We start from the raw sequence: 18,745 nt of genomic DNA, 5'->3' as shown, positions 1-18,745 counted from the left end.
GCCGGGGACCCCGCCCTGCTCGGCCGCTCCGTACGCGTTGAGCTGGGCGGCCTGGCCGGTGTCGAGGAGGCCCTGGCGGCGGCCTCCGGCGCGGGCCCCGAGGGCGATCCCACCGCGGACGCGCTGCGCCGGGCCGCCGGCCGCGCGCCACTGGTCGGAGCGCTGGTAGGCCTCGCGCATCCGCCGCTCCAGGGAGTACTTGCCGAGGCCGTCCGCGTACAGGGCCTCGTACCAGGTGGCGTGGCCCTCGTTGAGCCACAGGTCCGACCAGGTGCGCGGGGTCACGCTGTCGCCGAACCACTGGTGGGCCAGCTCGTGGACCATCACGGATTCCACGTACCAGTCGGGGTATCCGCTGCCGCCCGCGAAGAGGGAGCTCTCGAACAGCGACAGGGTCTGCGTCTCCAGCTCGAAGCCGGTCCTGGCCTTCGCGATCAGCACCCCGTAGTTCTCGAAGGGGTAGCGGCCGACCCGCGCCTCCATCCACTCGATGTGCGCGGCGGTCTTCTTCAGCCACGGCTCCAGCCGCTCCCGGTCCGCCGCCGGGACCACGTCGCGCAGCGGCAGCCCGTGCGGACCGGTGCCGCGCACGACGGCCGAGGTGCCGAGCGAGACCTGGGCGAGCTCGGTGGCCATGGGGTGCAGCGTGCGGTACGTCCACGTGGTCGCGGAGCCCGCGCGAAGGTCCGGGAGCGCGCCCGGCACCCCGTTGGCCACGACCGTGGTCCCGGCCGGCGCGGTGATCCGGAAGGTGAAGTACGCCTTGTCGGCGGGGTGGTCGTTGCAGGGGAAGACCCGGTGGGCGGCGTCGGCCTGGTTGGCCATCGCCAGCCCGTCGTCGGTGACCACCCAGCCGCCGTCGCCCCGCCCGCGCGGATCGCTGGTGTGCCGGATGGTGACGTGCAGGGGCACGCCCTTCTCCACGGGCCGGGCGGGGGTCAGCACGAGGTCCTCGCCGACGCTCGTGAAGGCCGCCGGCTCCCCGTTGACCTCGGCGGAGGCGACCTTCCCGTGGGTGAAGTCCAGGTTGACGGTTTCGAGCCGTTCCAGGGTGCGGGCGTCGATGACGGTGACCGCGTCGAGCGGGGTGTGGTTGTCCTTGTACGCGAAGGACAGGTCGTACGAGAGCACGTCGTACCCGGGGTTCCCGAGCTCCGGGAACAGCGGGTCGCCGATGCCGAGGGCCTTGGGTACGGGCGCCACGGCGGCGACGAGGGTGAGGGAGGCCGCGGCCAGCAGGGCGGCGCGCAGGCGCGGGGAGGTGAGCTGCATCCCCCATCGGATACCAGCGCCCGCCACGCGCCCGCGAACGGCGCGCGACGGCTCCACCCGAAAGGGGTCGGGCGGGCTAGCGCAGGCCCCCGGGAGCGCCTACGCCCGGCTGACGTCGTAGACCCCCGGCACGTCCCGCATCGCCCGCATCAGCGCCTGGAGCCCCGTGGCGTCGGGCAGTTGCAGGGTGTAGGTGTGCCGGACCCGCTGTTCGACCGGGGGTTCGACGGTCGCGGACACCACTTCCACCCCCTCGCGGGCGATGGCCTCGGTCAGATCGGCCAGCAGGTGCGGGCGGCCGAACGATTCGGCTACCAGCGTGACCCGGCAGTCGGCGGTCGCCCTCCAGTGCACGGCGACGGGGGTGCGCCCCACCGCCCGCATCTGGGCCACCGTCGCGCACTGGACCCGGTGCACGGTGACGGCCCCGCCCCGGACGACGAACCCCGCGACCGCGTCCGGCGGCACCGGCGTGCAGCACCCCGCGAGCCGCACGGTGGCGTCCGGCAGGTCCGCGACGGCGTTGCCCCCGCCGCCGCGGGCCCCGATCACCGACAGAGGCGCCCGGGGCGCCGCCGCGGCGGGCCCGGCCCCGTCGGGATGGGACTCCAGCCAGCTGCTGACGGCGATCCTGGCGGCCGGGGTCTTGGCGTGCTCCAGCCAGTCGGCGGCGGGCCCGGAGGTGGCGTCGTGGGCGAGCAGCAGCTGGACGGTGTCCCCGTCGGAGAGCCGGGAGGACAGGGAGGTCAGGCGCCCGTTGACCCGGGCGCCGATACAGCCGTGGGCCGCCTCGCCGTACTGCGCGTAGGCGGCGTCGATACAGCTGGCGCCGGCCGGCAGGCCCAGCGTGCCCCCGTCGGCCCGGAACACGGTGATCTCCCGGTCCTGTGCCAGCTCCGAGCGCAGGACGTCCCAGAAGGTGTCGGGGTCGGGCGCCGACTGCTGCCAGTCGAGCAGCCGCGACAGCCAGCCGGGCCGGGTCGGGTCGACCCGCTCCTCGTCGGGGTCGGCGGCCTTGGCGGCCTCCGCGGCCTCGCCGGGCTGCTGCGGAGCCGTCGTGGAAGCCGTGGCCGCCGTGGCCGCCGTCGGGGCCGTGGCCGGCGTCGACGTGTACGGATTGCCGAGGGCCACCACCCCCGCCTCCGCGACCCGGTGCATCTGCCGGGTCCGGACGATCACCTCGGCGACGTACCCCTCGGTCGTGGCGAAGGCGGTGTGCAGCGACTGGTAGAGGTTGAACTTCGGGGTGGCGATGAAGTCCTTGAACTCGGAGACGACCGGGGTGAAGCAGGTGTGCAGCTCGCCCAGGACCGCGTAGCAGTCGGCGTTCTCCCCCACGAGGACCAGCAGGCGGCCGAAGTCGGAGCCGCGCAGCTCCCCGCGCTTGAGGGCGATCCGGTGCACGGAGACGAAGTGCCGGGGGCGTACCACCACTTCGGCGGCGATGCCCGCTTCGCGCAGGACTACGCGGACGGATTCGGCGATGGCGGGCAGCGGGTCGCGGTCCCCCGCGTGAGCCGCGATGAGGGAGCGGGTGTACTCGTACTCCTCGGGGTGCAGGATCGCGAAGACGAGGTCTTCCAGCTCGGTCTTCAGGGCCTGGACGCCGAGCCGCTCGGCGAGCGGGATCAGTACGTCCCGGGTGACCTTGGCGATGCGGGCCTGTTTCTCGGGGCGCATCACGCCGAGGGTGCGCATGTTGTGCAGCCGGTCGGCCAGTTTGATGGACATCACGCGGACGTCGTTGCCGGTGGCGACGAGCATCTTGCGGAAGGTCTCGGGCTCGGCGGCGGCCCCGTAGTCGATCTTCTCGACCTTGGTGACCCCGTCGACGATGAAGCAGACCTCTTCGCCGAACTCCTCGCGGACCTGATCGAGGGTCACGTCGGTGTCCTCGACGGTGTCGTGGAGGAGAGAGGCCGTCAGGGTGGTGGTTTCGGCGCCGAGTTCGGCCAGGATGAGCGTCACGGCGAGCGGATGTGTGATGTACGGCTCACCGCTTTTGCGCATCTGACCGCGGTGCGAGGTCTCGGCGAGCAGATAGGCGCGGCGCAGGACGGACATGTCCGCGTCGGGGTGGTGGGCGCGGTGCGCCTCGGCGACATGGCCGATGGCGTCCGGCAGCCGGTCCCGCGACGCGGGACCGAGCAGTGCGGCGCGTCCGAGTCGTCGCAGGTCAAGCCTGGTCCGGCCCCGTCTGCGAAGTTCAGGGCGCGCTTCGGAACGTGCTTCGGGGTTCGTGGCCTCTGCACTCATGGGCACCTCCGGCGGCTTCGACCGGCGGTGGCGGGCATGGGGTGAGCCCTCAGGGCCGGTGCCTGATGCTACCGACCCCACCACGTGGCGCAGTCCACCTCTCGCTCAGCGTGAAACGGATCACCCATTAGAGGGAAGCTTCAGGCGAAAGCCGTTTCGGTGAGCCAGGCCGGATCGAACTCGCCCTCGGCCACGATGACGGCCGGTCCGGCCATCTCGATCCGGCCGTCGGGGTGCTCGGTGATGACCAGCGTGCCGCCGGGCAGATCGACGGTGTACGTGACGGGCGTGCCGGTGACGGCCGGGTCCGCGCCATCGCGGCGGATGGCGGCCACGGCGACCGCGCAGGCGCCGGTACCGCAGGAGCGGGTCTCGCCGGAGCCCCGCTCGTGGACGCGCATGGCGACGTGCCGGGGGCCGCGGTCGACGACGAACTCGACATTGACACCCGTCGGATAGGCCGACGCCGGGCTGTACGGGGGCGGGTCCAGCAGCTTCCCGGCATCGTCCAGGCTGTCAACGAACGCCACCGCGTGCGGGTTCCCCATGTTGACGTTCCGGGCCGGCCAGGAGCGCTCGCCCACGGAGACGGTGACCTCTCCCTCGGGCAGTTCGGCGCGGCCCATGGAGACGGTCACGTCGCCGGTCTTGTCGAGGTGCACCCGCTTGACCCCGCCCCGGGTGGCGACGGCCAGTTCGCCGGGCTCCACGTGTCCGGCGTGCTGGAGGTAGCGGGCGAAGACGCGGACGCCGTTGCCGCACATCTCGGCGATGGAACCGTCGCTGTTGCGGTAGTCCATGAACCACTCGGCCTCGCCGGCCATGTGCGCGGCCTCGGGGTGTGCGGCGGAGCGCACGACGTGCAGTACGCCGTCCGCGCCGATCCCGGCGCGCCGGTCGCACAGGCGCGCGACGGCGGACGCCGGCAGCTCGACGGCGTTGTCCGGGTCCGGGACGATCACGAAGTCGTTCTCGGTGCCGTGGCCCTTGAGGAAGGGCAGAGAGGAGAGCGGGGAGGCGGGGCTGGTCTGCGTCACCCGCCCATCGTACCGAGCCGCGACTAGCGCAGCCGGGCCACCCGGTACACCGCCAGCGCTACGACGGCCACCGCGACCAGCGCGTACAGCAGGGCCATCCGCCAGTCGGGGCGGAGCCCGGACCCGCGGGCCGGGAGCCCGGGCAGGGCGTAGCCCACGCGGCGCGCGGCCATCATGCCCCAGCCGCCCGCGCAGCTCATGAGGAGGAATCCGAGCATGGCGACGACCGCTCCGCCGTCGCCGAACTCGAAGGCGAGGGGGAAGGCGAACATCAGGGATCCGGCCGCGGCCAGCACGACGATGGGGGCGATCTGCCACAGCCTGAGCCGGCGCTGCGGGCGCAGTTCCACCTCGAACTCGGGCGCTGCGGCGGCCTCCGCCTCGGCGGTGTCCGGCGCGTCCGGGCCGTCGGGGGTCAGCCGCGCGGGCCCCGCGGGCAGTCCGAGCGCGTCGACCGCGGCGAGCGCGTCGGTATCGGCAGGCGCGTCGGCCGCGGCGACCACCGCGAGCTCGTCGGCCGGGGCGAACCCGTCGGCCACCGCGAACCCGTCGGCCGCGGCGAGCTCGTCGGCCTCGCCGAACCCCTCCGCCCGGGCGAGCGCGTCGGCTTCGGCGAGCGCAGCGGGAAGCATCGGGTCCGGTTCTCGCCGGGTGTCGTCCCGACCGGTGTCGCGAGGGCCGGCCTCCATCGCCACGCGCCCTCCCCACTCGGACTTCGTACGCTGCCGTTCACCGCCGGTGACGGCACCGCCGGAAGTTTGATGATGGCACGCCACCGGGCCCCGGACAGGCGCCCGGGGCTTCCCGATGCCATCACGTGATCAGGCTGTGACCGCTCGTTCGACCAACGACTGCGCGAGTCCGGCCAGTTCCCCCCGGTCGGCGACGGCCCCGCTGAGCCAGTGCACCCTCGGGTCGCGGCGGAACCAGGAGTCCTGCCGGCGGGCGAACCGCTTGGTCGCCCGTACCGTCTCGGCGCGCGCCTCGTCCTCCGTGCAGGCGCCGGCGAGCGCGGAGAGCACCTGCTGGTAGCCCAGCGCCCTGGAGGCGGTGACCCCGTCGCGCAGCCCGGCGGCTTCCAGCGTGCGGACCTCGTCCACCAGCCCGGCCTCCCACATCCGGTCCACGCGCAGCGCGATCCGCTCGTCGAGCTCGGGCCGGGCCACGTCCACGCCGATCTGGACCGTGTCGTAGACGGACTCGTGGCCGGGGAGGTTGGCGGTGAACGGCCGTCCGGTGATCTCGATGACCTCCAGGGCGCGCACGATGCGGCGGCCGTTGCTGGGCAGGATCGCCTGCGCGGCGGCCGGGTCGGCGGCGGCGAGCCGGGCGTGCAGGGCGCCGGGGCCGCGCAGGGTGGCCTCGGCCTCCAGCCGGGCCCTGACCTCGGGGTCGGTGCCGGGGAACTCCATGGCGTCGAGCGCGCCGCGCACGTACAGGCCGGAGCCGCCGACGAGGACGGGGGTGCGGCCCTGCGCGAGCAGTTTGTCGATCTCGGCGCGGGCGAGGCGCTGGTACTCGGCGACGCTCGCCGTCTCGGTGACGTCCCAGATGTCCAGGAGGTGGTGCGGCACCCCGCCGCGCTCCTCCGTCGTCAGTTTGGCGGTGCCGATGTCCATCCCCCGATACAGCTGCATCGAGTCGGCGTTGACGACTTCTCCGTCGAAATGACGGGCCAGGGCGACGCCCAGATCGGACTTTCCGGCCGCGGTGGGTCCTACGACGGCGATGACCCGCGGGGCGGGGGCTGCTTTCCTCACCGCCCCAGTCTCGCAGCCCCCGGTCAAGTCACGGCCATGTACCCGATCGAGCTACGTGACGCGGCCCGGCCGGGGTCGTTGCCTTGGCGGGGTTCCGGCCCGGCGCACGCCTGTCGCACGCCCGGCTCGTGACCGGCGCAGGCCGGTCCGTCCACGGCGGAACTTCACTCACACGAGTAACGTTATAGGAGTAGACATGGGCATTTTGGACCGGTTTCTCGGCCGCAAGAGCCAGGCCGCGACCGAAGAGGTCGCTGCCGCGGATCTGACGGCGGAGTCCGCGACGGCCGACGAGGCCGTGACCGAGCCGGCTGTGGCCGAGGGGACGGAGACGGTGGAAGCCGTCGAGATCCCCAAGCAGCAGTCGGCGGAGGTCGCCGCGGACAGCGAGGCCGCCGGCGAGGGTGCCCGTACGTAGCGATCGCCAACGGAGGGTGACCCATGGGGCTGCTGGACGATTTGAAGGCCAAGCTCGCGCCCGCGAAGGAAAAGGTCGGCGACCTCGCGCAGCAGCACGAGGGAAAGATCACCCAGAATCTGGAGAAGATGGCCAAGGTCGTGGACTCCAAGACCAAGGGCAAGTACAGCGGCCAGATCTCTAGCGGTACGGACAAGGCGAAGGACGCCCTGGGCAAGATCGCGCACAAGGACACGCCCGGCGGGAAGACACCGCCGGCCTCTTCCTGACGCGGTCCCGGAAAGGGGCGCGGCACCACCGGGCGTGGTGCCGCGCCCCTTCGTCGTGTTCCGGGCCGGCTGTCGTCGCGCCCGCCGCCCCGCCCCGCGCCTAGGACCAGGCGGCGACGAAGTATCCGACCCCGTAGGGCGCGTCCTCGTACAGCAGCCGCCCTTCGAGACCGGCGTCCTCGGCGGCGCCGGCGAGCACCTGCCAGGGGGCCCGCCCGGCGGCCTGGAGCTCGGTGGCGAGCCCCGCGTCGAGGGCGGCGAGCGCAGCCACGTCGGCGGCGCCGAGCGCGCGGGCGGCCTCGGCGTCGAAGGCTGCGGCCCGCTCGTCGAGGTAACCGGGTGCCTTGAGGGAGCGGCAGGCGCTGCCGTCACCCATCACGAGCAGCGCGACCCGGGCATCGCGGGCGGCGAGCTCCCGGCCGGCCGCCAGGCACTGCGCGGTGTCCAGCGGCGCGGCGATCCCGAACCCCTCCACGGGCGCGGCGCCCCAGCCCGCCCGGCCGAGCAGCCAGGCGCCGACGGCGAGCGGGGTGGGCAGCAGGCGCGGGCCTTCCTCGCCCTCGCCCAGCTGTACCTCGGTCCCGGCCCCGAACCCGCGGAAGCTGCCGCGGGAGCCCTGGGGGTAGGCGCCGTGGTGGTCCCGGTCGGCGGCTCCGACGACCACGAGCAGATCGGGCCGGGAAGCGGCGAGCACCGACAGCGCGTCCGAGCACGCGGTACGGGCATCACCGAGTTCGGCGGCGGCCCCCACGGCGAGCTCGGGCAGGAGCAGCGGCGGGGCGGGGCAGACGGCGGCGGCTACGAGCATGATCCGCAGCGTAGCCGCAGCCGGCCGGGTCGGTCCGGTCAGTCCGGTCAGGAAGAGGGCATCGCGCAGCCCGAGGCGGCCACCGGCAGCGGAGCCGGGACGCCCAGCGTCGGGATGCCGAGCAGGACGCCCTTCGGCTGGGCCGGAGCCGCGTTGCGCTTCTCCCAGGCGTCGCCCGCGCGGGTACGGCGTACCGACCGGGTCGGGCCCTCGGCCAGCAGGTGGTGCGGGGCCGCGTAGGTGATCTCCACGGTCACCACGTCACCCGGCCGGACCTCTTGCTCCGGCTTGGTGAAGTGCACGAGGCGGTTGTCGGGGGCGCGCCCGGACAGCCGGTGCGTGGCGCCGTCCTTGCGGCCCTCGCCCTCGGCGACCATGACCTCCAGCGTCCGGCCGACCTGCTTCTTGTTCTCGTCCCAGGAGATCTCCTCCTGGAGGGCGACCAGGCGCATGTACCGCTCCTGGACGACCTCCTTGGGGATCTGCCCCTCCATGTCGGCGGCCGGGGTGCCGGGGCGCTTGGAGTACTGGAAGGTGAAGGCGTTGGCGAAGCGGGCCTCGCGCACGGCGTGCATCGTCTGCTGGAAGTCCTCCTCCGTCTCACCGGGGAAGCCCACGATGATGTCGGTGGAGATCGCCGCGTGCGGGATCGCGGCGCGGACCTTCTCGATGATGCCGAGGAAGCGGTCCTGCCGGTACGAGCGGCGCATCGCGCGCAGGATCGTGTCCGATCCGGACTGCATCGGCATGTGCAGCTGCGGCATGACGTTCGGGGTCTCGGCCATCGCCGCGATCACGTCGTCCGTGAAGTCGCGCGGGTGCGGGGAGGTGAACCGGACCCGCTCCAGGCCCTCGATCTGCCCGCAGGCGCGCAGCAGCTTGGAGAATGCCTCGCGGTCGCCCAGGTCGGAGCCGTACGCGTTGACGTTCTGGCCGAGCAGGGTGATCTCGGAGACGCCCTCGGCGACCAGGGCCTCGACCTCGGCGAGGATGTCGCCGGGACGGCGGTCCTCCTCCTTGCCGCGCAGCGCCGGAACGATGCAGAAGGTGCAGGTGTTGTTGCAGCCGACGGAGATCGAGACCCAGGCGGCGTACGCGGACTCGCGCCGGGTCGGCAGCGTGGAGGGGAAGGCCTCCAGCGACTCGGCGATCTCGACCTGCGCCTCTTCCTGGATGCGGGCGCGCTCCAGCAGGACGGGCAGCTTGCCGATGTTGTGCGTGCCGAAGACCACGTCGACCCAGGGGGCGCGGGACACGATCGTGTCCCGGTCCTTCTGCGCGAGGCAGCCGCCGACGGCGATCTGCATGCCGGGGCGCTTGGTCTTCATCGGGGCGAGCCGGCCGAGGTTGCCGTAGAGCTTGTTGTCGGCGTTCTCGCGGACGGCGCAGGTGTTGAACACCACGACGTCGGCGTCTCCGTCCGACCCCTCGGGGGCCCGGACGTACCCGGCGTCCTCCAGCAGACCGGACAGTCGCTCGGAGTCGTGCACGTTCATCTGGCACCCGTAGGTGCGCACCTCGTAGCTCTTGGGAACGTTCACACCCGGGCTCCGGTCACTGCTGCTGGTCATGCAACAAGGGTAAGGGTCTCCCCGGCGACGCTCGGCCGGGAGGCCGCCCCGGGGCCCCGGGCCCCGGCTCCGGGGGTGCCCCCCGTGACAGGACGGCGGGGCGGTGGCAGGATCGCGGCCATGCCTCTCGTACCGCCCCGGATCAGCAGGCGCCATGCCCTGCGGGCCCTGGTGGCCGTACTGGCCGTGCTCTGCGCCCTCGTCTGGTGGCTGCGGCCCTTCGGGGCGCCGGAGCTGAAGGGGGATCTCACCTTCAGCACGGGCGTCCGTACCGGGGTCTACCACCGCTACGGCCAGCTCCTGGAGCAGGAGCTGGCGACGAGCATGCCCGGGGTCCGCGTCCGGCTGGAGACCAGCGAGGGGTCGCAGCAGAACCTGCAGCGGGTGGCCGCCGGCGAGGCGGACTTCACGGTGGCGACGGCGGACGCGGTGTCCAAGTACCGCCTCGACGCGAAGCCCGGCGCCGACCGGCTGCGCGGCCTGGCCCGCCTCTACGACGACTACGTGCAGCTGGTGGTGCCCGCCGGTTCACCGGTCCAGTCGGCCAAGGACCTGCGGGGCAAGCGCGTCGCGGTGGGCCAGGACGGCTCGGGGGTACGGCTGATCTCGGAGCGGATGCTCACGGCGGCGAAGCTGGACCCGGCCCGTGACATCACCCCGGTGTCCATCGGCATCGACACGATGCCGGCGGAGCTGCAGGCCGGCCGGATCGACGCGTTCTTCTGGTCCGGCGGGCTGCCGACCAACGCCGTGCGCGAGCTGTCGGAGCGCTTCGACATCCGGCTCGTGCAGCTGGGCGACCTGGTGGAGGCGCTCCAGGCCAGCGGCACCCCGGCGCGCTACTACCGGGCGGCGGTGATGCCGCAGGACGCCTACGCGCGGGCCCGCAACACCTCGGCCGTGGCCACCGTGGCGGTGCCGAACCTGCTGGTGACCCGGGACGACATGGGCGCCGAGCTGACGGAGCAGTTCACCCGCACGGTGATCCTGAGCCGGGACAGGATCGGGCACGAGGTGCACGCGGCGCAGCTGGTGGACCTGCGGACGGCGATCTACACCGATCCGCTGGAGCTGCACGTGGGCGCCGCCCGGTACTACCGCTCGGTCAAGCCCTAGCCGAGCCGGCCGCCGGACACACCCGGGCTCACGCCGAAGTCAGCAGCATCGTCGCCGCCGCGGCCGCGCCGATCAGGCCCGCGTGCGTGCCCAGGGCCGCCGGGACGACCTGGAGCTCCTTGACGAACGAGAGGGTCGCGTACGAGGCCAGGTGCGCCCGGATCGGCCCGAAGAGGGTGTCTCCCGAGGCCGCGACACCGCCTCCGACGACCGCGATGTCGGTCTCCACGAGGGTGGCGGTGGCCGCGATGGCCGCGGCCAGCGCCCGGCCCGCGCGGTCGAAGGCGGCCAGGGCGACCGGGTCGCCGGCTGCCGCCGCCGCGGCCACGCCCGCCGCGGTGGGGTCCCCCGCCGGGATCCAGCCCTGCGCCAGGGCCCAGCGCGCGATGGCGGTGCCGGAGGCGATGGACTCCACGCAGCCGAAGCCCCCGCACGCGCAGGGCTCCCCGTCGAAGGCGACGCTGATGTGGCCGATGTGACCCGCGTTGCCGGTGGGGCCGGGGTGGAGCCGGTTGTTCAGGACGAGTCCGCCGCCGACCCCGGTGGAGACCACCATGCAGAGCGCGTTGGCGTGCCCCCTGGCCGCGCCGAGCCAGTGCTCGGCGGCGGTCATCGCCACCCCGTCGCCGGCCAGCACCGTCGGGATCCGCGCCCCGTGCTCCGCGAGCCGCTCCTCCACCCGGGCCTGGACCGGGAACTCCCGCCAGGCTCCGATGTTCACCGGGCTGACCGTGCCGCGCGCGGAATCCACCGGGCCCGCGCTGCCGATCCCGCAGCGCACCGCCGAGGACCAGAGCGGGCTCGCGGCGAGCTCCGCGACCACCTCCGCGACGGCCGCGAAGACGGCGTCCCCGTCCGGGCCGCGCGGGGTCGGGCGGCGGGTGGTGGCCGTCATCGTGCCGTCGGAGTGCACCAGCGCGCCGGCGATCTTCGTACCGCCGATGTCGATCGCGACCGTCAGGCCGGGGTCGCCCGGCACACCGGCCCGGGGGGCGGGAAATGCGGGGGTGGGGGTGGGAGTGGTCACGGGGGCGCTCCAGGAAGGGGTCGAAATCAGTATGCGGCCGACGGCGGGGCCGTACTCTCACGGGGCTCAAGCCGGGGGCGCTCGCTCTCGCGGGACCTCGGCGGGCTCCCCGCCAGGACGGCGAGGAGCTCCTCGGCGGCGAGCCGGCCGAAGCCCGCGGTGTCCCGGACGAGGGCGGTGAGGCGGGGGTGGGTGACCCGGCAGAGCGCGGAATCGTCCCAGGCCACGATGGAGAGCCGGCCCGGCACGGGGATGCCCAGCTCGGCGGCGACGGCCGCGCCGGCCACCGCCATCACGTCGTTGTCGTAGACGATCGCGGTCGGCGGCTCCGGCTCGGCGAGGAGCCGCCGGGTGGCCGCCGCTCCCTCGGCGTCGGAGTAGTCGGTGGGCACCGAGCGCACCTGGCCGGGGCCGAGCCCGAGTCGCCGCGCCTCGGCGCTCAGCGACCTCATGCGGCGCTCGGTGTGGGCGAGTCCGGGCAGTCCGGCGACGTGCGCGATCCGGCGGTGGCCGAGCCCGTACAGGTGGTCCAGCACCTCCGCCATGGTCCCGGCGTCGTCCGCCCGCACCGCGGCCAGGGTGGAGGGCGGGTCGGTCTCCCCGACCGTGACGGCGGGCAGGGCCAGCTGTTCGAGGAGGGCCGGGCGCGGGTCCTCGGTCCGCGGGTCCACGACGATGACCCCGTCCACGCGCCGCTCGGCCCACCAGCGGCGGTATACGGCGCATTCGGCGTCGATGTCCCCGACGACCTGGAAGAGGAGGGCGATCCGGCCGGCGGCCAGGACCTCCTGGATGCCGGAGACCAGCTGGAGGAAGAAGGATTCGACGCCGAGGGTGTGCGCGGGCCGGGCGAGGACCAGTCCCACGGCGCCGGACTGTTCGCCGGACAGGGCGCGGGCGGCGCTGTTGGGCTGCCAGCCGAGCTCCTCGGCGACCCGGCGGATCCGGGCACGGGTGTCCTTGGAGACTCCCGGCCGGTCGTTGAGCGCGAAGGAGACCGCGCTCTCCGACACCCCGGCCTGACGGGCGATGTCCTTGATGGTGGGTCTGCGGGCCATGGCCTGTCTCATTCCTCGCTGACGTGGACGGCGATGGCCGGACCGTACGCGATCCTGCCCTGACAGACCGCCTTGACCACCACCCAGTACTCCCCCGGAGAGCTGCCGAGTGGCGGCCGCACCTCGAAGACGGCCTCGGCCCAGCCGTCCGCCGGTACCTCGACCGGCTGCACGGCGGGGGGCCGTGGGCGGCGAGGGTGACGGTCGCACCGGACGGGATCCCGTCACATGTCACCGTGTACGGGGCGTCGCCGAGCGGAGCCGCGCCCGTGTTGTGCAGCCAATACCGGCTGAACACCGGCTGGTGCGCCTCCCGTTCGCCCTCCCGCAGCGGCATGCCCGATTCCGCGAGCAGCAGCAGGGTGGTCGTCGCCGCACCCTGGATCCGACCCTCGAAGAAGCCGAGCGGGCGGTCCAGCAGATCGGCCTCGGCGGCCGGATCCGTCGGCCACAGCGTCTCGGTCATCACCGGCCGGCCGTGCGTCTCCCGCAGCCGGACGGCGAGGTCCGCGGAACCCTCGGCCCGTTTGACCGTCTCGATCAGCACCCGGCCGGCCGGCTCCACACCGAGCAGCGACCGTGCCGAAGGCGCGCTCGGCGAGCGGGCGGCCGTCGGGGGTGGTGACGCGGACGGTGGCGGGCAGGACGGTCCCGGGAGCGGCGTCGCCGGTGCGGACGGCGACCTCGACGGTGGACTCGGGCACCTCGGCCCGGTCCCCGAGCGCGGCGCGGGCGTCCGTGCCCGCGTAGGCCTCGGCGGTGTCGGCGCGCACGAGGCGCGGGTGCGCGGTGGTGATTGCGGCCCCGTGCACGGCCCCGTGCACGGCCCCGTGCAGCGGCCCGGCCGGGCGCGCCCTGCGGATGCGCACCCGGATGACCTGCGAGGGGGTTTCCGGCGGGCCGGAGAAGAGGGCCGGTGTGGCGACCGCAGTGACCGTAATTCCACTGTCCATTTCCGTACACTTCCTTGTGTGACAACACCGCTCAACAACAGCTAAACCGCATTAGTGCACTTAGCTTCCAGCGGCCGGAACCGGCCTGTCAACGGGACTGAAGCGCATAAGTACCACCGCCCCGGAGGTCAGGACTTCCATCCCGCCGAGTCGGGACGTTCGAAGATGGGGACCCTGTTGACTTTCCTCGCCAGGTGACGGCAGGTTATGGGGCATCCGGCGAATTCCCCTGAACTCCAGGACCTTTCATGCACGACGGCCCCGCCGCCTCCCCGGCCCCGCGAACCCTCCGCTTCGGCGCCAACTACACGCCGACGCGCGGCTGGTTCCACCACTGGCTCGACTTCGACCTCGACGAGGTCAGGGCCGATCTCGACTCGATCGCGGGCCTCGGCCTGGACCACGTACGGGTCTTCCCGCTGTGGCCGGTGTTCCAGCCGAACCGGACCCTGATCCGGCCGCGCGCGGTGGAGCAGCTCGTCTCGCTCGCCGACGCGGCCGCCGAGCGCGGGCTCGACGTGAACGTGGACGGTCTCCAGGGACACCTGTCGAGCTTCGACTTCCTGCCGGCGTGGACCGGGACCTGGCACCGCCGCAACATCTTCAGCGATCCGCAGGTCGTCGCCGGGCAGGAGGACTACCTGCGCACGCTGGCCGCCGCCCTCTCGGACCGGCCCAACTTCCTCGGCATGACCGTCGGCAACGAGATCAACCAGTTCTCCGACGACCCGCACCCCTCCCCCGACCGGATCACGCGGGAGCAGGCCGGGCGGTGGCTGGAGCGGATGCTCGCCGCCTGCGAGGAGGGCGCGCCCGGCCGTCTGCACCTGCACGCCGAGTACGACGCCGCCTGGTACCGGGACGGGCACCCCTTCACCGTGGCCCAGGCGGCCCGCCTCGGCGGCGCGACCGCCGTGCACTCCTGGGTGTTCAACGGCACCGCCCAGCGCCACGGCCGCACCGGGACGGCCACCGAGCACCACGCCGCGTACCTGATCGAGCTCTCCAAGGCCTGGGCCCGCGATCCGCACCGGCCGGTCTGGCTCCAGGAAGTGGGCGCGCCCGCGCCGCTGATCGGGGCCGAGCACGCGGCTTCCTTCACCGAGGCGACCGTGGCGAACGCGCTGGACTGCCCGGACCTGTGGGGCGTGACCTGGTGGTGCTCGCACGACGTGTCCCGGGAGCTCGCGGACTTCCCGGAGCTGGAGTACGGGCTCGGCCTGCTCACCAACGACCGCGAGACCAAGCCCGCCGGTGAGGTGATCGCCCGGATCGCCGAGGAGTGGCGGGGCCGCGCGCACCGCCCGGCGGTTCGCTCCACCGCGCTCGCCGTGGACGTGGGCGGCGCCGAGGCCGCGCCGGACCGCTCGGTGTGCGCCCCGGGCGGAGCGTTCTTCGAGGCCTGGGCGGAGCTCACCGCGCAGGGGGTCCGCCCGGCGGTGGTCCTGGCCGAACTCGCCGGGGACGCCGAGCACTTGGCCGCGCGAGGCATCACCGAGGTACTGCACGTGTCCGAGGTCTCCACGCGGGCCTGACCGGCCCCGAACACCCTCCGGAGGATCCCTCATGCCCGATCCCGACAACGACGTCGAGCCCCACAACGACCGCGTACCCGGCCCCACGACGTTACGGCCCTCCCGGCGCGGGATGCTCACCGCCGGGGCCGGGATCGGAGCCACCGCCCTCCTGGGCGCGGCGGCCGCCCCCGCCGCGGCCGCAACGACCCCGCCCCGCACCACCCCCTCACCCGCCCCCGTCGGCCCCGCCGACCTCGCGCCGTACGCCTCGTACTGGTTCCCGGACTCGCTCCCCCAGGGCTCCCCCGGCCCCGGGATCACCTGGCGCTCCCTCTTGCGGTGGAGCCCGGAGTCCGACCCCGATCTGGCCCACAACACCGCGACCGTGCCGCTGGCCCCCCGCTTCACCCCGGTGGCGCCGAACACCACCGCCCGCGCCGGCCAGGCCCGCATCTCCTCGCTCGTCTCCTTCGGGAACACCGCCGGGAATCCCTCGCAGGGTTCCCCGACCGCCGACTACTACGCCCTCACCCACTGGGCGTACATCGACGAGCTGGTCTTCTGGGGCGGCTCCTCGGGCGAGGGCATCGTGCTCGCCCCGAACGCGCCGGTCGTCGACGCCGCGCACCGCAACGGCGTACGGGTGCTGGGCAACGTGTTCCTGCCGCCCGTGGCCTACGGCGGCGACCTCCAATGGACCCGGGACCTGGTCCAGCGGGACTCCCTCGGCCGCTTCCCGGTCGCGGAGAAGCTGGTGGAGGTGGCGCGGACGTACGGGTTCGACGGCTGGTTCGTCAACGCCGAGACTGAGGGCGGCGACAGCGGACTCGCCGCCCGGACCCAGCGGTTCCTGCGCGCCCTGCGGGCCGCGGGCGAGCCGCACGGGCTGCGCATCACCTGGTACGACGCCATGAACTCCACCGGCGGGGTCGGCTGGCAGGGCGCGCTCAACGAGTTCAACCAGGAGTTCTTCGAGGACCGCCGGGGCAAGGTCGCGGACACCCTGTTCGTGGACTTCCGCTGGACCCCCGCGAAGCTGGCCGCCTCCGCCGCCCTCGCGGACGGGCTGGGGCGCAGCCGCCACGAGCTGTGGGCGGCCGTGGACACGGAGTCCGACGGGTGGAACTCCCGGGTGGACTGGGACGCGATCGTCCCGCGCGGCCGCGACCACGTCGTCTCCTACGGGTTCTACCGGCCCGAGTGGACACGCAACCACCTCACCGACCGCTCCCCCGGCGCCTTCCACCGTGCCGACGACCGGTTCTGGACGGGCGAGTCCCTGGACCCGTCGCGGCCCGCGGCCGGGGCCGCCTGGCGGGCGCCCGCCACCGCCGTCGCCGACCGGTCCACCGTCGCCGCGCTGCCCTTCGCCTGTTCTTTCAACACCGGCCACGGCGACCGCTGGTACGAGGAGGGCGAGCCCGTCTCCGACGGCCCGTGGAACCACCTCGACCTCCAGGACCGGCTGCCGGGCCGCCGCTGGGTCGTGGACGCCGCCGGGACCCGCCCCGAGGTCACCCTCGACTTCGCGGCCGCCTGGCGCGGCGGCTCCAGCCTCCTCGTCGCGGGCGCGCTCACCGCCCCGACCGCCGTCGGGCTGCACTCCACCCGGCTGCCGCTGACCCGCTCCACCGTGGCCGAGCTGGTGCACTCCACCGAGTCGGGTCCGGTGTCGGTCGAGCTCGGGATCGCCACGCGCGAGCCGGCCGCTCCGGGGCAGGAGGTCCCGTACACCTGGCTGAAGGCGCAGACCCCGGGCACCGGGCAGGGCTGGCGTACGACCCGGGTCGGGCTGTCGGACCTGGCGGGCGGGACCGCGTACGGTCTGGCCGTACGGATCACGGGACTCGGGAAGAAGCCGGTGCGCTGGCGGCTCGGCGCCCTGACGGTACGCGATGGCGCCCCGCACCCCCGCCCGGCGACCCCGGGGACCCCCGCCGTGTCCGCCTCGGCCCAGCAGTCCGGCAGGGCGGCCCTGCGCCTGTCCTGGCACCGGGCAGCCGGACGGATCCGTCACTACGAGGTGTCGCGGGCCCTCCCGGACGGCACCCGCCGCTTCCTCGGCGGCACCTGCGGCACCGCCCTGTACCTCCCGGCCGTCGAACGGGCCGGCCGGGAGAAGGCGGCGGTCTTCGAGATCCGGGCCGTGGACGAGCTGTACGCCGTCTCCGACCCCGCCCGCACCACCCTGGGCTGGTGACCTCAAGCCCCTCAGACCCTCAGACCCCCAGCCCCTCAGACCCCCAGCCCCTCAGGTCCACTCGGGCGTGGCGGTGGGGTCGGTGCGCGGGACGGCCACCGTCACGCGCAGCCCGTGCGGCGGGTTCGTCTCGTAGGAGAGGGATCCGCCGCCCGCGGCGAGCAGGGTGCGGGAGATGGACAGGCCGAGCCCGGAGCCCTTGACGTTCTGGTGGCGTCCGCTGCGCCAGAACCGGTCCCCGACCCGGAGCAGCTCCTCCTCGGTGAGTCCGGGTCCCCGGTCGGCGACCACGATCCGCACCTGGTCGCCCACCACGGAGAGCGTCACCTCAACGGCTTCACCCTCCGGAGTGAACTTGAGGGCGTTGTCGATGACGGCGTCGAGCGCGCTGGAGAGCGCGATCGGGTCGGCCCAGCCGGTGGCGGCGGTCCGGCCCGTCCCGGTGAGCCGGACCCCCTTCTCCTCGGCGTACGGCCGCCAGGCGGTGACCCGTTCGGCGGCCAGCCCGGCGATGTCGATCAGGCGGATCTCGGCGGTGGCGTGCTCGGCCAGCGCCAGGTCGAGCAGATCGTCCAGGACCTGGGTCAGGCGTTTGCCCTCGGTCCGCACGGAGGCGATCTCCTCGTTCCCGTCGGGGAGTTCGAGGGCGAGCAGCTCGATCCGCAGGAGCAGCGCCGCGAGGGGGTTGCGCAGCTGGTGGGAGGCGTCAGCGACGAAGGCGCGCTGCTGTTCCAGGACCTCTTCGACGTTGTCTGCCATCTCGTTGAACGAGCGGGCCAGGCGCCGGAGTTCCGGGGGGCCGCCGCCGGCCGCGACGCGGGAGTTCATCCGACCGGTGGCGATGCCGTGGGCGGCCGCGTCCAGGGTCCGTACGGGCTTGAGCACCCAACTGGTCAGCCGCAGGGCGGCGCCGAAGGCCACGAGCATGGCGGCGCCGAGCCCGCCGATGATGAGCAGCCAGCCCCGCAGGATCCGGGCCCGCATCTGGTCGGTGGGCGATTCGGTGGCGACGACGGCGACCACGTCCCCGTCGAGGACCACCGGGGAGACGACGAGGAGTTTGCCGTCGGTCTGCCAGGGCCACACCTGGCCGGGGTCGTGGCTGCGCCGTCCGGCGAGGGCCTCCTCGAAGGCCTTGCGGCCCTCGCCCGACTCCGGGAGCCGCCACCAGCCGGGGGCGCTGACCATGGCGTTGTCGTCGCGGTAGAAGATGCCGACGTTGATGCCGTACAGCTCCTGGTAGCGGGCGAGTTCGAGCTGGAGGGTGTCGCGGCGCTCGTCGGCGCCGCTGGCCTTCTGACCCTCGGCGTCGATGACGAACTGCGCGAGGGCTGCGAAGCGGGCGCTGTCGTCGATCCGGTCGACGACCACCCGCTGCTGCTGCCCGGCGGCGAGGGAGACCGCGAGCGGGAAGCCGAGGGCGAGGAGCACGCCCGCCATGAGGACGACGAGCAGCGGGAGCAGGCGGGCGCGCACGGCGGAT

16 protein-coding genes are annotated in these 18,745 nt (G+C 73.7%); 5 read left to right on the top strand and 11 right to left on the bottom strand.

The window, feature by feature from the left end; all coding sequences use genetic code 11:
- The 5 genes from ACFXDJ_RS13360 to miaA form a co-directional block, all read right to left on the bottom strand.
- Nucleotides 1-1,272: M1 family aminopeptidase (locus ACFXDJ_RS13360; RefSeq protein WP_384849048.1), on the bottom strand; the 1,272-nt coding region annotated here is incomplete at its 3' end.
- Between the two features lie 99 nt (nucleotides 1,273-1,371).
- The gene (locus ACFXDJ_RS13355; RefSeq protein ID WP_384651221.1) at nucleotides 1,372-3,528 is read right to left on the bottom strand and encodes a RelA/SpoT family protein; all 2,157 of its coding nucleotides are present in this window, start codon (nucleotides 3,526-3,528) and stop codon (nucleotides 1,372-1,374) included.
- 140 nt (nucleotides 3,529-3,668) lie between these two features.
- On the bottom strand, nucleotides 3,669-4,565 hold the full coding sequence (gene dapF / locus ACFXDJ_RS13350) for a diaminopimelate epimerase (RefSeq protein ID WP_384651219.1): 897 nt from the start codon (nucleotides 4,563-4,565) through the stop codon (nucleotides 3,669-3,671).
- Between the two features lie 23 nt (nucleotides 4,566-4,588).
- Nucleotides 4,589-5,104, bottom strand: a complete 516-nt coding sequence (locus tag ACFXDJ_RS13345) for a hypothetical protein (RefSeq protein WP_384651237.1) — start codon at nucleotides 5,102-5,104, stop codon at nucleotides 4,589-4,591.
- Nucleotides 5,105-5,386: 282 nt separating this feature from the next.
- Nucleotides 5,387-6,325: a tRNA (adenosine(37)-N6)-dimethylallyltransferase MiaA gene (gene miaA / locus ACFXDJ_RS13340; RefSeq protein ID WP_384651217.1), complete on the bottom strand. Its 939-nt coding sequence runs from the start codon at nucleotides 6,323-6,325 to the stop codon at nucleotides 5,387-5,389.
- Between the two features lie 196 nt (nucleotides 6,326-6,521).
- On the opposite strand from miaA, the gene ACFXDJ_RS13335 reads away from it, so the two are divergent.
- Nucleotides 6,522-6,743, top strand: a complete 222-nt coding sequence (locus tag ACFXDJ_RS13335; RefSeq protein ID WP_384651215.1) for a gliding motility protein — start codon at nucleotides 6,522-6,524, stop codon at nucleotides 6,741-6,743.
- 23 nt (nucleotides 6,744-6,766) lie between these two features.
- On the top strand, nucleotides 6,767-7,012 hold the full coding sequence (locus ACFXDJ_RS13330; RefSeq protein WP_384849045.1) for an antitoxin: 246 nt from the start codon (nucleotides 6,767-6,769) through the stop codon (nucleotides 7,010-7,012).
- A gap of 100 nt (nucleotides 7,013-7,112) precedes the next feature.
- Here the strand turns inward: ACFXDJ_RS13330 and ACFXDJ_RS13325 are convergent, their stop codons facing one another.
- Together ACFXDJ_RS13325 and miaB are read right to left on the bottom strand one after the other, a co-directional pair.
- Complete coding sequence (locus ACFXDJ_RS13325) at nucleotides 7,113-7,820, bottom strand: hypothetical protein (protein WP_384651214.1); 708 nt, start codon at nucleotides 7,818-7,820, stop codon at nucleotides 7,113-7,115.
- Nucleotides 7,821-7,867: 47 nt separating this feature from the next.
- The gene (miaB, locus tag ACFXDJ_RS13320) at nucleotides 7,868-9,391 is read right to left on the bottom strand and encodes a tRNA (N6-isopentenyl adenosine(37)-C2)-methylthiotransferase MiaB (protein WP_384651212.1); all 1,524 of its coding nucleotides are present in this window, start codon (nucleotides 9,389-9,391) and stop codon (nucleotides 7,868-7,870) included.
- Between the two features lie 120 nt (nucleotides 9,392-9,511).
- Between miaB and ACFXDJ_RS13315 the strand changes: the two genes are divergently transcribed.
- A complete protein-coding gene (locus ACFXDJ_RS13315; RefSeq protein WP_384651210.1) occupies nucleotides 9,512-10,507 on the top strand; it encodes a TAXI family TRAP transporter solute-binding subunit in 996 nt (331 codons plus the stop codon).
- Nucleotides 10,508-10,535: 28 nt separating this feature from the next.
- Here the strand turns inward: ACFXDJ_RS13315 and ACFXDJ_RS13310 are convergent, their stop codons facing one another.
- The 3 genes from ACFXDJ_RS13310 to ACFXDJ_RS13300 form a co-directional block, all read right to left on the bottom strand.
- Nucleotides 10,536-11,468, bottom strand: coding sequence for an ROK family protein (locus ACFXDJ_RS13310; RefSeq protein ID WP_384651235.1), 933 nt, complete (start codon nucleotides 11,466-11,468; stop codon nucleotides 10,536-10,538).
- A 92-nt stretch (nucleotides 11,469-11,560) separates the two neighbouring features.
- Nucleotides 11,561-12,592: a LacI family DNA-binding transcriptional regulator gene (locus ACFXDJ_RS13305; protein WP_384651208.1), complete on the bottom strand. Its 1,032-nt coding sequence runs from the start codon at nucleotides 12,590-12,592 to the stop codon at nucleotides 11,561-11,563.
- Between the two features lie 8 nt (nucleotides 12,593-12,600).
- The gene (locus ACFXDJ_RS13300) at nucleotides 12,601-12,765 is read right to left on the bottom strand and encodes a hypothetical protein (protein ID WP_384651206.1); all 165 of its coding nucleotides are present in this window, start codon (nucleotides 12,763-12,765) and stop codon (nucleotides 12,601-12,603) included.
- A gap of 1,028 nt (nucleotides 12,766-13,793) precedes the next feature.
- Between ACFXDJ_RS13300 and ACFXDJ_RS13295 the strand changes: the two genes are divergently transcribed.
- Nucleotides 13,794-15,080, top strand: a complete 1,287-nt coding sequence (locus ACFXDJ_RS13295; protein WP_384651204.1) for a glycosyl hydrolase — start codon at nucleotides 13,794-13,796, stop codon at nucleotides 15,078-15,080.
- A gap of 112 nt (nucleotides 15,081-15,192) precedes the next feature.
- Nucleotides 15,193-17,262, top strand: a complete 2,070-nt coding sequence (locus ACFXDJ_RS13290) for an endo-beta-N-acetylglucosaminidase (RefSeq protein ID WP_384651233.1) — start codon at nucleotides 15,193-15,195, stop codon at nucleotides 17,260-17,262.
- A 51-nt stretch (nucleotides 17,263-17,313) separates the two neighbouring features.
- Here the strand turns inward: ACFXDJ_RS13290 and ACFXDJ_RS13285 are convergent, their stop codons facing one another.
- Nucleotides 17,314-18,738, bottom strand: a complete 1,425-nt coding sequence (locus ACFXDJ_RS13285; RefSeq protein ID WP_384651202.1) for an ATP-binding protein — start codon at nucleotides 18,736-18,738, stop codon at nucleotides 17,314-17,316.
- Nucleotides 18,739-18,745 lie beyond the last annotated feature (7 nt).

Source organism: Streptomyces sp. NPDC059443, from assembly GCF_042750105.1.
Taxonomy (GTDB): domain Bacteria; phylum Actinomycetota; class Actinomycetes; order Streptomycetales; family Streptomycetaceae; genus Streptomyces.
Note: the sequence above shows the minus strand (reverse complement) of the source record. Positions and strands in the feature narration are given on the sequence as shown.

What these genes read in the sequence shown, in the direction of transcription:
- ACFXDJ_RS13355 (WP_384651221.1), bottom strand. Translation starts at nt 3,528, where the DNA reads ATGAGTGCAGAGGCCACGAACCCCGAAGCACGTTCCGAAGCGCGCCCT.
- ACFXDJ_RS13325 (WP_384651214.1), bottom strand. Translation starts at nt 7,820, where the DNA reads ATGCTCGTAGCCGCCGCCGTCTGCCCCGCCCCGCCGCTGCTCCTGCCC.
- ACFXDJ_RS13335 (WP_384651215.1), top strand. Translation starts at nt 6,522, where the DNA reads ATGGGCATTTTGGACCGGTTTCTCGGCCGCAAGAGCCAGGCCGCGACC.
- ACFXDJ_RS13295 (WP_384651204.1), top strand. Translation starts at nt 13,794, where the DNA reads ATGCACGACGGCCCCGCCGCCTCCCCGGCCCCGCGAACCCTCCGCTTC.
- ACFXDJ_RS13315 (WP_384651210.1), top strand. Translation starts at nt 9,512, where the DNA reads ATGCCTCTCGTACCGCCCCGGATCAGCAGGCGCCATGCCCTGCGGGCC.
- ACFXDJ_RS13290 (WP_384651233.1), top strand. Translation starts at nt 15,193, where the DNA reads ATGCTCACCGCCGGGGCCGGGATCGGAGCCACCGCCCTCCTGGGCGCG.
- miaB (WP_384651212.1), bottom strand. Translation starts at nt 9,391, where the DNA reads ATGACCAGCAGCAGTGACCGGAGCCCGGGTGTGAACGTTCCCAAGAGC.
- ACFXDJ_RS13330 (WP_384849045.1), top strand. Translation starts at nt 6,767, where the DNA reads ATGGGGCTGCTGGACGATTTGAAGGCCAAGCTCGCGCCCGCGAAGGAA.
- ACFXDJ_RS13305 (WP_384651208.1), bottom strand. Translation starts at nt 12,592, where the DNA reads ATGGCCCGCAGACCCACCATCAAGGACATCGCCCGTCAGGCCGGGGTG.